At 70.1% G+C, this 11400-nt stretch carries 10 protein-coding genes and 1 pseudogene; 1 reads left to right on the forward strand and 10 read right to left on the reverse strand.

What is annotated here, in order from left to right; all coding sequences use genetic code 11:
• From APY03_RS44045 to APY03_RS18460, 3 genes and pseudogenes are all read right to left on the reverse strand, one after another.
• Positions 1-538: pseudogene (locus APY03_RS44045) on the reverse strand (urocanate hydratase); the annotation flags it as partial.
• Positions 535-1509, reverse strand: coding sequence for an NADPH:quinone oxidoreductase family protein (locus APY03_RS18455; RefSeq protein WP_068678823.1), 975 nt, complete (start codon positions 1507-1509; stop codon positions 535-537). The pseudogene APY03_RS44045 and the gene APY03_RS18455, both read right to left, overlap by 4 nt.
• An 11-nt stretch (positions 1510-1520) precedes the next feature.
• Complete coding sequence (locus APY03_RS18460) at positions 1521-2291, reverse strand: class II aldolase/adducin family protein (protein ID WP_068678825.1); 771 nt, start codon at positions 2289-2291, stop codon at positions 1521-1523.
• 62 nt (positions 2292-2353) lie between these two features.
• Here APY03_RS18460 and APY03_RS18465 point away from each other — a divergent pair, with 62 nt between their 5' ends.
• A complete protein-coding gene (locus APY03_RS18465) occupies positions 2354-3301 on the forward strand; it encodes a LysR family transcriptional regulator (protein WP_232081295.1) in 948 nt (315 codons plus the stop codon).
• 32 nt (positions 3302-3333) lie between these two features.
• Here APY03_RS18465 and APY03_RS18470 read toward each other — a convergent pair whose 3' ends face one another.
• From APY03_RS18470 to APY03_RS18500, 7 genes are read right to left on the reverse strand one after another with little or no spacing between them, the layout of a single operon-like run.
• Positions 3334-4470 (reverse strand): ABC transporter substrate-binding protein, encoded by a 1137-nt coding sequence (locus APY03_RS18470; protein WP_068678827.1) that lies wholly within the window; start codon positions 4468-4470, stop codon positions 3334-3336.
• A 25-nt stretch (positions 4471-4495) separates the two neighbouring features.
• Positions 4496-5671, reverse strand: a complete 1176-nt coding sequence (locus APY03_RS18475) for a DUF1116 domain-containing protein (RefSeq protein ID WP_068678829.1) — start codon at positions 5669-5671, stop codon at positions 4496-4498.
• Complete coding sequence (locus tag APY03_RS18480; protein WP_068678831.1) at positions 5668-7281, reverse strand: ATP-binding cassette domain-containing protein; 1614 nt, start codon at positions 7279-7281, stop codon at positions 5668-5670. The genes APY03_RS18475 and APY03_RS18480 overlap by 4 nt, the downstream gene beginning before the upstream one ends.
• Positions 7278-8219, reverse strand: a complete 942-nt coding sequence (locus tag APY03_RS18485) for a branched-chain amino acid ABC transporter permease (protein WP_068678833.1) — start codon at positions 8217-8219, stop codon at positions 7278-7280. The genes APY03_RS18480 and APY03_RS18485 overlap by 4 nt, the downstream gene beginning before the upstream one ends.
• Positions 8216-9085, reverse strand: a complete 870-nt coding sequence (locus APY03_RS18490; protein ID WP_068678835.1) for a branched-chain amino acid ABC transporter permease — start codon at positions 9083-9085, stop codon at positions 8216-8218. Before APY03_RS18490 ends, APY03_RS18485 begins: the two co-directional genes overlap by 4 nt.
• Entirely contained in the window at positions 9082-9711 is a 630-nt protein-coding gene (locus APY03_RS18495) for a hypothetical protein (protein WP_068678837.1), read from the reverse strand. Before APY03_RS18495 ends, APY03_RS18490 begins: the two co-directional genes overlap by 4 nt.
• Before the next feature lie 47 nt (positions 9712-9758).
• A complete protein-coding gene (locus tag APY03_RS18500; RefSeq protein ID WP_068678839.1) occupies positions 9759-11123 on the reverse strand; it encodes an aromatic ring-hydroxylating dioxygenase subunit alpha in 1365 nt (454 codons plus the stop codon).
• Between the last annotated feature and the right edge of the window lie 277 nt (positions 11124-11400).

The raw sequence follows: 11400 nt of genomic DNA on the forward strand, positions 1-11400 counted from the left end.
CCATGCCGCCCAGGCCCGCGGTCAGCAGCCAGCGGCCGGCCAGCTCGCCGCCGAAGTGCTGGCGCGCGACTTCGCAGTAGGTCTCGTAGGTGCCCTGCACCGTGCCCTGGCTGCCGATGTAGAACCAGGAGCCGGCCGTCATCTGGCCGTACATCATCAGGCCCTGGCGCTCCAGTTCGTTGAAGTGCTGTGCGGTAGACCAGTGCGGCACCAGGTTGGCATTCGCGATCAGCACGCGCGGCGCGCCCGGGTGCGTGCGGAACACGCCCACCGGCTTGCCCGACTGCACCAGCAGCGTCTCGTCCGGCCGCAGCTGCTCGAGGCTGGCGACGATGCGCTCGTAGGCCTCCCAGTTGCGCGCCGCCTTGCCGATGCCGCCGTAGACCACCAGCTCCTCGGGCCGCTCGGCCACCTCGGCGTCGAGGTTGTTCATGAGCATGCGCAGGGCGCCCTCGATGCTCCAGTCGGCGGTGTTCAGGCGCGCACCGCGCGGCGCGCGCACCGGGTGGGGGCCTGCGGATGCCGGTCGGTTGTTCATGGCATGGCTTCCGAGGAATCGGCCAGCAGCACGCTCTTGCCGACCGTGCCGCGCGCCGCCAGGTCGCGAAGCGCCAGCGGGAGCTCCGCGAAGGGGTAGCTGCGCCCCGGCGCGATGCGGATCGCGCCGCGTGCATGCAGGTCCAGCAGCGCATCGACGGCGCGCTGCACCTGCGCAAGGCTCCAGTCGTGCGACCAGTAGACGCCCAGCGCCGAGAGGTTCTTCAGAAGCAGGCGGTTGGCGGGGATCTGCGGGATCTGCCCGCTGGAGAAGCCCACCAGCAGCAGACGGCCGTTGCGCGCGATGCAGCGCAGGCTCTGCAGGGTGGCCTCGCCGCCCACGGTGTCGACCACCACGTCGGCGCCGCCGTGCTCGCGCACGATGTCGCTCCAGGGGTCTTCCATGCTCACGACCTCGTCGGCACCGGCAGCGCGGCAAGCCTCGAACTTGGAGCGGTTGCCGACCAGTGCGATCGCGCGCGCGCCCGCTGCGCGCACCAGTTGCAGGCAGGCCAGGCCCACACCGCCGGCCGCGGCGTGCACCAGCACCGTCTCGCCCGGCTGCAGCCGCGCACGCTCGTGCAGCGCGATCCACGCCGTGGGCCACACCACCGGCAGCGTCGCGGCCGCGGCATCGTCCAGGCCCTCGGGCAGGCGGATCGCCATCATCTCGCGCACCGCGGCATAGTCGGCGAAGCCGCCCCATTCCACCTTGCTCGCGATGCGCTCGCCCACGCGCAGCGTGCTGCCCGGCGGCGCCTCGACCACGCGGCCGGCGATCTCCTGCCCGGGCGAGAAGGGCGGCGGCGGCTTCACCTGGTACTGGCCCTTGAGCATCAGCAAGTCGGAGAAATTGAGCGCTGCTGCCGTGACCTGCACCAGCACTTCACCGGCCTGGGGCACGGGGCGTGGCACCTCCAGGCGCTGGACCGCGGCGATGCCGGTGGGCTGGTCCACCAGCCAGGCTTTCATCGTTGGCGTTTTCATGAGAGAGAAGAAGAAGCGTGGAGGACTTCGGCCATGAGCGGCTGGCACTGGAACCAGCCGAAGTCCGGGGTGCCGACCTGGCGGGCGACGCCGCGCGCCTGCTCGGCCGGGAGGGTATGAAGCGAGCCTGCGGCCTCGGCCAGCAGCTGGATGCGGCAGCAGCGGTCCATCAGCACGAACCACCAGAGCGCCTCGTCCACCGTGTGCCCGACCGTCAGCAGGCCGTGGTTGCGCAGGATGGCGGCCTTGTGCCGTGCCAACGCGGTGGCAATGCGCTGGCCCTCGGCCATGCCGAGCACCAGGCCCATCGGCTCCTCGAAGACGACGTGGTCCTCGAAGAAGGCGCACACGTCCTGGTTGATCGGGGCGAGCGGCCGGCCGAGAGCAGCCCATGCGGTGCCGTGCACCGGATGGCCGTGCGCGGCGCACATCACCTCGGGCCGCGCGCGGTGGATCTCCGCATGGATCGCGAAGGCCGCCGCGTTGATCGGCGCGCCCTTCACCACCTGGCCGTCGTGCCGCACCAGCGAGAGGGCGTCGGCCCGCATCGTGGCGTAGGGCACGCCGAAAGGGTTGACCCAGAAGTGGTCCGGCATCATCGGATCGCGCACGCTCACATGGCCTGCCACGCCGATGTTCAGGCCATGCCGCGCCAGCAGGCGAAAGCCCGCGGCCAGGCGTGTCTTGACGTGCCTGCGATGCATCTGCGCATCCTCGAAGCTCGGCGGCCTGCCGGCAGGCTCGAATGCGATGGGATTGGTGTCCATCACGCGCGGTCCTCGTGGCAGCTCGGACTAGAATGAATTTTCCCCACCGTCCCGGAAGCGCAGTGCCCTCTGTACAAGGCGATCGAACGGCAGGCGAGGGCAGCACGGAGATCCGCGCGCCCGACTTCTCGCTGCGCCAGCTCTCCTACTTCGTCGCGGTCGCGCGCCACCAGTCGCTCCACAAGGCGGCCGACGCGCTGCATGTGTCGGCGCCCGCGGTCTCCGCCGCCATCGCGCACCTCGAGGCCACGCTCAACGTCCAGCTGTTCCAGCGCCGGCATGCGCGCGGCCTGGTGCTGACCGAGGCCGGCAGTGCCTTCGCCGTGGAGTGCCGCAACCTGCTGCAGCAGGCGTGGGAGCTCGGCTCCGGGCGGCTGATGGACCAGCACGAGATCCAGGGCCACGTGCACCTGGCCTGCCTGTTCTCCTTCGCGCCCTTCGTCATCCCGCCGCTGATGCGGCAGTTCGCCGACCGCTTTCCGAAGGCGCGGATGTTCTGGCACGAGGGCCATCACGAATACCTGCTCGAAGGCTTGCAGACCGGCGCCTTCGACCTGGCGTTGATGTACGACTTCGAGGTGCCCTCGGGCATCGAGTGCATCGTGCTGCGGCCCGCGCCGCTGCAGGTGGTGCTGCCGGCGGGCCATCCGCTGCTGCGCAGGTCGAAGCTTTCGGTGCGCGAGCTCGCGACCGAGCCGCTGATCCTGCTGGACCTGCCGCGCACGCGCAACTACATGCTCTCGGCCTTCAGTGCCGACGGCGTGGCGCCGCGCATCGCGCACCGCGTCTACTCGATGACCATGTTGCTGGGACTGGTCGCCAGCGGCCACGGCTTCTCGCTGCTGAACTTCTGCCCGCCCAACACCCACTCGCGCGAGCTGGAGTCCACGCTGCGCACGCCGAACCTGGTGCTGGCGCATTCGCATCGCTATCGCTTCACGCGCGCCGCAGCGGCGGTGGTGGAGATCGTCACCACGCTGGTCGACGACCTGGCGTTCACCGCCAGCTGAATCCGCGTTACGGCGCATCGCCGGCTCGCTGCTTACTGGGCCGAGGCAAGTTCGAACTTGCCCGCCTTCACCGTCAGCATGACCACGCTTTCGGGCCTGGTGCCGAAATGGTCGTCGGGCGCATAGGCGTAGAGCGCGGTCACGCCGACATGGTTCTTCGTACCTTCGATCGCGTCGCGCACGGCGACCGGGTCGGTGCCGGCCTTGCGGATCGCCTCCATCAGCAGCATCGCGGCGTCGTAGCCATTGCCGGCGAAGGTGGCGGGCAGCTTGCCGTACTTCTTCTCGTAGTCGCGCACGAAGCGCTCCACCACCGGCTTCTGCGCGTCGCCGGCGGCCAGCGAGCCGGTGACGTAGAGCTTCGACGAGGGCAGCAGCACGCCGTTGGCCGAGTCGCCGGCCAGGCGCAGGTAGTTGAAGTCGTTGGCCGAGTGCGCGAGGTACAGCGGTGTCTTGATGCCCAGCGCGCGGTGGTTCTTGGTCGAGATCGCGAGGCCCGGGCCGGTGGCCCACACCACCGTGGCCTGCGCGTCGGAGCCGCGGATCTTGGTCAACTGCGGCGAGATGTCGGTGTCGGAATTGCCGAAGGTTTCCTTCCCGACGATCTGCACGCCGTACTCGCCCACCAGTTTCTCCAGCGAATCGCGCCCGCTGGTGCCGAAGGCCACGTCGGAATTCAGGATGGCGATCTTCTTGATGCCCTTGGCCTGCATGTCCTTGAGCATCGCGGTCTGCACCACCACATCGGTCAGCGGGGCGAGGAAGGAGAACTTCTTCTGCTCGGGCGGCAGGACGATGCCGCGCGAGGCGCCGTTGGCGATCATCGGCACCTTGGCCTTCTCGATGGTGTCGACCACCGCGAAGGAGGAGCCGCTGCTCATCGGGCCGACGATCGCGACCACCTTCTCCTGCTCGATCAGCCGCTTGGCGCCCGACACCGTCTTGGTGTTGTCGCTCTCCGAGTTGACGTTGACGAACTGCACCTTGCGGCCGTTGATGCCGCCGGCCGCGTTCACCTGCTCGACCGCGAGCATGGCGCCGTCGAGGCCGGGCTGGCCCAGCGAGGCGACGAAGCCCGAGGTTTCGAGCAGGCCGCCGATCTTGATGTCCTGCGCGTGGGCGCCGGCCGAGACGAGCAGGGCGAAGGCAAGGGCTGTGAAGCGTTTCATGGTGGGTCCTTCAGGTTTGCAGAAATCAGTGAATGTCGAGATCGGCGAGCGCGTGCTCGAAGTGCGCGGCAGAGGCCTGCCAGATGCCGCCGCCGATGCGTCCGCGCCGGCCCTGTGCGTCCAGCACGCCGAGCGCCACCACGGGCGCCTTGCCCGTGTCGGCCACGGTGCGCGCCGACAGGCCGCAGCGCGCATGCGATACGGCGAAGGCCGGATGCACGTCCCACAGCAAAGCGCGCGCGAGCTGCTCGGGCGGCTCGGGCAGCCAGGCGCCGAGCGCCTGCTGCTGCAGCGGCGCATGGGCGAAGGCCATGGCGCCGAGGCCGAAGGCTTCGATCAGCGCGCTGTCGCCGATCGCCGGCAGCCGGTCGGATTCGGCGATGCCGTCCTCGAGCTTGTCCACCGGCGGCGAGGACGGGGCCGTGTACCAGCGGCCCGGCCGGCCCGCCAGCTGCAAGCCCATGTGCACGCCATTGCCGCCCATGGCGGTGACGAAGGCGCTGCCGGGGACGCCCTCGGCAGCACCCAGCATGCACTTGACGGCGGCCATCCAGAGGTTGAGGAAGAAGCTCGGCGACGACGACAGGAACTGCTGCGCCTCGCCGCTCGGCAGGGAGAAGGCCTGCAGGAGCAGGGCCGTGGCGGCCTGCGTGCGCCCGTGGCAGTCGTCGCCCTGCGCCAGCGCCTGGTCGGCGACCGGCAGCAGGTCGATGCCGCGCCGGCATGCAGGGCGGATGGCATCGGCGAAGGGGCCGTTGAGCCAGCGCAGGTGCGCCACCACCTCGGGGCCGGGCAGCCCGAGGCGCAGGGCCGGGCCGCTGCCGCCATTGAGCGGCGCATGGGCGGGCCTGGCCGTGCCCGCGGCATCGTGCACCACCTGCACCTGTTGCGAAGGGGAGAGCACCGAGGCCAGCGGCACGGCGCAGCGGTGGTCCTGCGCCGGTGCGAGGCGGACCTCGCCGGCCGACAGCATCGCGAGCGCCTGCGGGCGGTCTTCGGCCCAGCCTTCGAACACGAGGGCTGCGGCGGCCGAGTTGGCGACCGGGGCCGGCACGGCGGCAGGGCTCTCGAAGGCCGGGCCGGCGTGCAGCACGGTGCGCTGCGGGAACTCGATGGCTTCTCCGGCAGGCCGCAGGTCCACCAGCCGCGGGCGTACCCGCGTGATGGCGTCGAAGGCGAGGGCGTCCGCTTGCGTCTTCATGCCACCGCCACCATCGGGTCGTTCGCCGCCGCCGGATCTTCGCCGCCCCAGCCGAGGTAGGCCTGCGTGATGTCCGGGCGCTCCAGCAGCTCGCGGCTGCTGCCCTGTGCCACGAGCCGGCCGTTGACCAGGATGTAGGCGCGGTCCGCCACCTGCAGCGCCGAGCGCGCGTTCTGCTCCACCATCAGCACGGTCACGCCCAGCTGCGTGAGGCGCGGCAGCGACTCCAGGATCTCGCGCGAGACCTGCGGCGCGAGGCCGAAGGAAGGCTCGTCCAGCATCAGCAGCCTGGGCCGGTTCATGAGCGCGCGGCCGATCGCGAGCATCTGGCCCTCGCCGCCGGAGAGCGTGCCGGCCTGCTGGTGCAGCCGCTCGCGCAGCCGCGGGAAGAAGCGCAGCACTTCCTCGAGCACCTCGTCCATCTCGGCCGCGGCGCGGCCCATGGGCCACAGCAGGTTCATGAGCCCGGCCTTGCGCACCTGCGCATAGCGCCCGACCAGCAGGTTGTCGCGCACGCTCAGCGCGGGGAACAGGGCGCGCCCCTCCGGCGCGAGGCTGATGCCGAGGCCCGCGCGCGCCTCCAGCGGCACGCCCGCGAGATCGGCTCCGTTGAAATGCAGCCGGCCGGCGGCCGGCGGCTCGGCGCCGGCGATGGCCTTCAGCAGTGTCGACTTGCCCGCGCCGTTGGCGCCGATCAGCGCGACGATCTCGCCCTGGCGCACTTCCAGGCTGACCTCGTCCAGCGCCGTGAGGCCGTCGTAGCGCACCCCCAGCCCCTCGATGCCGAGCAGCTGCGGCGCGATCGAGGCGGTGGCGGCCGGCCGCACCGTGGCGGCCACGTCCGTGTTGCCGAGGTAGGCCTCGATCACGGCCGGGTCGGCACGCACATCGTCAGGCAGGCCGCGCGCGATCATGCGGCCGTGGTCGAGCACCACCATGCGCTCGGCCAGCCGGCCCACGAATCCGAGGTCGTGCTCGACGAAGACCACCGTGGTGCCGCGCTGGCGAATGCGCAGGATCACCTCGACCAGCAGGTTCTTCTCCACCGTGTTGAGGCCGGCACCGGGCTCGTCGAGGATCAGCAGCTCGGCGCCCGTGGCCAGCGCGCGCGCCACCGCGAGCAGGCGCTGCTGGCCGGCCGTGAGCTTCGAGGCCGGCGCTCCGGCGAGGTGGTCGAGGCCGACCACCTGGAGCTGCCGCAGGGCCTCTTCTCGCAGCTGCTTCTGCACGCGCGCGGCGCGGCCGATGCCGACCAGGCCGTCGAGCACGCCGCTGTGCGTGCGTGCCACGCCGGCCGCCATCACGTTCTCGCGCACGGACAGGCCGCGCAGCACCTCGGCACCCTGGAAGGTGCGCGCCAGGCCGCGGCGGTTGACCTGCTCGGGCGGCAGGTGGTCGATGCGCTCGCCCTTGAAGTGCACCTCGCCGCTGTTCGCGGGCACCGCGCCCGAGATCACGTTGAGCATGGTGGACTTGCCCGCGCCGTTGGGGCCGATGAGGGCGAGGATCTCGCCGCGGTAGACATCGAAGGACACGTTGTCGAGCGCCTGCAGCCCGCCGAAGCGGCGGCTCACCGCTCGCACGTCCAGGAGGATTTCTTTCGCGCTCATGCAGTCGACTCCTTCGCCGCGGGGACGAAGCGCCTGTACAGGTCGATCAGCCCGGCCAGCAGCCCGCGTGGGCAATAGATCATCACCACCACCAGCAGCACGCCGTAGATCACCACGTCGTAGCGGCCGAAGGGCTTGAGCAGCTCGCTGATCAGCACCACGAAGAACACGCCGAAGAGCACGCTCCAGATGCTGGCGAAGCCGCCCAGGGCAACGATCAGCAACAGCCGGATCGAGAAGCCGACGTCGAATGGCCCCGGGCTGATGTAGCCCAGCCAGTGCGCATAGAGCGCGCCGCCGAGCCCGGCGTAGGCGCCGCTGAGCGCCATGATCTGCCGCTTGAGCCGCGCGCTCGCGATACCGATGGAGCCGGCCACCGGCTCGCTCTCGGCCACCACGCGCATGCTCAAGCCGGCCGGCGACTGCACGAGGTTGCCCGCCAGCAGCATGCCCGCGAGGCAGGCCAGCCAGGCGAGCGGGTACATGGCCATGTCGGAGCTCAGCGCGAAGCCGGCAATGGCGAACGGCTTGATGTCGGAGAGCCCGTCCTGCCCGCCGGTCACGGAGCGCCACTCGACGAAGCCCACGTGCACGATGATGCCGAAGGCCAGCGTGGCCATCGCGAGGTGATGGCCGCGCAGGCGGAACACCAGCCAGCCGATGCCCCACGCCACCAGCGTCGAAAGCGCGGTGGCAAGCACCAGCCCGAGCCAGGGATCGAGGCCCAGCGACTTGGTGGCCACCGCCGAGGCATAGGCGCCCAGGCCCACGAAGGCCGCATGGCCGAGCGAGATCTGGCCGGTATAGCCCATCAGCAGCGACAGGCCCAGGGCAGGCAGCGCGAACAGCGCCGCCACCACGAAGAGGTTGGTCAGGTAGGCGTTGCCCACCGCGTAGACGGCGGCCAGGAAGGCGGCCAGGAGCAGCAGCTTTTTCATCGCTTCACCGTGCCGAGTTCGCCGAGCAGGCCGCCCGGTCGCAGGAAGAGGAAGACCAGCAGCATCACGAACGCGATCGCGTTCTTGAAGCCCGAGCTCAGGTAGCCGGTGGCGAAGGCCTCGAGCAGCCCGAGCACCAGCCCACCCAGTGCGGCGCCGATCGGATTGCCGAAGCCGCCGATGATGCAGGCCACGAAGCCCTTGATGCCGAGCGAGATGCCGCTGTCGTACTGCATCAGCGCGATGGGTGCGACGATCACGCCGGCAATGGCGCCGGTCAGGCCCGACAGCAGGAAGCCGATGCCGCGCATCGCGCCTGTGGGGATGCCCATCAGCCCGGCGGCGCGAGGGTCCATGGCGCAGGCGCGGTAGGCCTTGCCGAGGTAGGTGCGCGTGTAGAACACGTAGAGCGCCACCATCAGCAGCGCCGCGCTGCCCAGGATCCAGAAGGCCTGCGGCGGAACCGTCACGCCGCCGAGGCTGATCGGCTGCTCGCCCGAGAAGGCGGGCAGCGGCTGCGCATCGGTGCCCCAGACGATCACCGCGACGCCCTGGAAGGCGACGCCCACGCCGATGGTGATGATGATGCCGCGCATCACGTCCGGGCCCGCGGGCCGGATCGCCACCCGCTCCATCACGACGCCGAGCAGGCCGACCAGCAGCACCGAAGCGCCGATGGCAACGGGCAGCGAGGCACCGAAGCCCAGCAGGCCGACCGCGCCGAGTGCGCCGAGCATCGATGCATCGCCCTGGGCGAAGTTGACGATGCCGGTGACGTTGTAGACCGCCGTGTAGCCGATGGCGATCAGGCCGTAGATGCAGCCCACCACCAGGCCGGAGGCCAGGTACTGGAAGAACTCGGTCATGCCGGCGTTCCCGAGGGCGCGACCTGCATCCACGACTCGGAGAAGGCGAGGAAGGCGGTGCTCTTCTTGGTGTCGGCGAAGTCGCGGATCGCGATGCGGCCCTTCAGCGGCTTGCCGTTGATGGTGACCTCGGCCTCCGAGGCGTCGATGAACAGGCTGTACATCTGGTGCTCCTTCGTCGGGCCCTTTTCGGCCGGCATGTCGACCGCGTAGGGCTGGCCCAGGCCGCCCCAGGTCATCACCACCTCGAAGCCATCGGACTTCACGATCTCCTGGTAGCGCGAGCGCGTGTCGCCGGCGCGCTGGACCTCGGTGGCCGCGAGGTAGCTGATGGCGCCGATGCCGGGCGAGACGCGGAAGGAGGCGAAGCGCGAGAAGAACTTGTCGACCAGGAAGCGCGCCAGCGCCTCGTTGTCGCTGATGCAGAAGTTGTGCACCTCGGGCAGGCCGCGGGCCTCGCCGGGCTGGTCGAGCACCAGCACGCCGCTGCCCATGCCGTAGGGCGAATAGACCACGCGGAAGAAGGTGGCCAGGCCGGTCCAGGGGCCGTCCTGCGTCTCCTTCAGGTAGATGCCGGGGTTCTCGCCGGTCCAGTCGACGCGGCCGGGGTGGATGGGGGATGGCATGGACAGACTCTCCTCGGATGATCGATCGGTTGTGTTTTGAAAGGCGCTCAGGCCACGGTCTCGCGCTGGCGTTCGGCGAACTCGCGGATCAGCGTGCGCACTTGCTGCAGCCGGTCGGGCTGCTCTTGGTGCGGCCCCTTGACGACGATGTCGGTGATGGCCTTGCCCACGGCGCGCAGCAGCGCGGCGTCGGCTTCGCGGTCATCGCCGCGCGCGGGCACCGGCACGACCGTGTCGTGCGTGTACGTGGGGATGAGTCCGCCGCTGCGCACTGGCGAGAGCATGGGCTCGCCGCCCTCGGCCACGCGGCGGATCTGGCGGCGCAGCAGCTGGCGCAGCATGGCGACGCCGCGGTCGCAGCGCGTGAGGTTCTCCAGGGCGTGGATGGCGATCGGGCGCTGCGAGATCTGCGCGTCGTAGTCGCCGGGGATGCGCTGGCGCTCTTCGTAGGGGCGATTGCCGCCCTGGCCGTAGAAGTCCACCGACTCGGGGCCGCACAGGCTCTCGTCGGCCAGCCCGCGCGGGTCGGCATCGGGATGGAAGTGGCGCCAGCCGATGATGCGGCAGGTGGTGTCGTCCACCGGCGTGGTCCAGCGCGTGATGGCGACGCGCGCGAACTCCTTGGGCGTCGAGCCGTCTTCCCACACATGTCCCACCTGCGCCAGGTTGGGCAGCAGGATGTCGTTGGAGCGCACCCAGACGTTGTCGCCCCAGCGGCGCGTGGTCACGTAGATCATGCCGGCGGGGGTGGGCACGAAGTCCATCTCCGGCAGTTCGCCCCAGGCATCGGCGAAGTGGGAGAAGCTGATGCGCGTGTGGAGGAACACGGCGTGCGCCGGGTCCATGACGTTCTCGTGCACCTGCAGCCAGTTGCAGGGGTAGGTGATGTAGTAGGGCACCAGGCGGTCGCCCGGATGCTCGTAGGAGTCGTAGATCGGGAACTCGGGCTTGAGCGCGGGCGGGCCGAAGTAGCCGAAGATCAGGCCCTTGTACTCGTGCACCGGGTAGGCGCCGTGGCACAGGCTGTGGCGCAGGGTGGACTCGGGCGGGTCGCCGGGCGTCTCGAGGATGGTGCCGTCGACGCCGAAGAGCCAGCCGTGGTAGCAGCAGCGCAGGCCGTTCTCCTCGCAGATGCCGAATTCGAGCGAGGTGCCGCGGTGGCTGCAATGCGGCTCCAGCAGTCCGATCTGGCCGTTCTTGGCGCGGAACAGCACCAGCGTCTCGCCGAACATGCGCACCTTGATCGGCAGCTCGCCGACTTCGGAGGACAGCGCCACCGGCTGCCAGAAGCGGCGCAGGTATTCACCGGCCGGCGAGCCGCGTTCGACGCGGGTGAGCTCCGCGTCTTCGGACGGCGTCTGTTCGCGCTCGTAGGCCGAATAGGGTTTGATCAGCAAGACCTTGTTGGACATCCGTGGCTCCGTGCTATGCCCCGTTGAACGGGCGACGCGATGGATCGTAGGGAGGGCCGGTGGTCTAGACAATTCACATGATCGCTGAGGAAGCTTCAGTTTTTCCGAACGTCAGGGGTTACCCGCACCGCGATGGGCTGCGGCGAACCAAAGCGGTGAAGCGTTGCCTTGCTGCGGTGCTTCGGGGCTTCGGGGCTCTCCTGCGGATTCGCGTGCGACAAGTCAGAGGCGTTGCGCGCCGCGGAAGGCGGTCTGCGGCCCGGGCTCCTGCTGGGGC

It is taken from the genome of Variovorax sp. WDL1 (assembly GCF_001541225.1).
Lineage (GTDB): Bacteria > Pseudomonadota > Gammaproteobacteria > Burkholderiales > Burkholderiaceae_C > Variovorax.

Bases quoted from the DNA above. Each gene is read 5' to 3' on its own strand.
- APY03_RS18455 (WP_068678823.1), bottom strand. From the start codon at position 1,509: ATGAAAGCCTGGCTGGTGGACCAGCCCACCGGCATCGCCGCGGTCCAG.
- APY03_RS18460 (WP_068678825.1), bottom strand. From the start codon at position 2,291: ATGGACACCAATCCCATCGCATTCGAGCCTGCCGGCAGGCCGCCGAGC.
- APY03_RS18470 (WP_068678827.1), bottom strand. From the start codon at position 4,470: ATGAAACGCTTCACAGCCCTTGCCTTCGCCCTGCTCGTCTCGGCCGGC.
- APY03_RS18475 (WP_068678829.1), bottom strand. From the start codon at position 5,671: ATGAAGACGCAAGCGGACGCCCTCGCCTTCGACGCCATCACGCGGGTA.
- APY03_RS18480 (WP_068678831.1), bottom strand. From the start codon at position 7,281: ATGAGCGCGAAAGAAATCCTCCTGGACGTGCGAGCGGTGAGCCGCCGC.
- APY03_RS18485 (WP_068678833.1), bottom strand. From the start codon at position 8,219: ATGAAAAAGCTGCTGCTCCTGGCCGCCTTCCTGGCCGCCGTCTACGCG.
- APY03_RS18490 (WP_068678835.1), bottom strand. From the start codon at position 9,085: ATGACCGAGTTCTTCCAGTACCTGGCCTCCGGCCTGGTGGTGGGCTGC.
- APY03_RS18495 (WP_068678837.1), bottom strand. From the start codon at position 9,711: ATGCCATCCCCCATCCACCCCGGCCGCGTCGACTGGACCGGCGAGAAC.
- APY03_RS18500 (WP_068678839.1), bottom strand. From the start codon at position 11,123: ATGTCCAACAAGGTCTTGCTGATCAAACCCTATTCGGCCTACGAGCGC.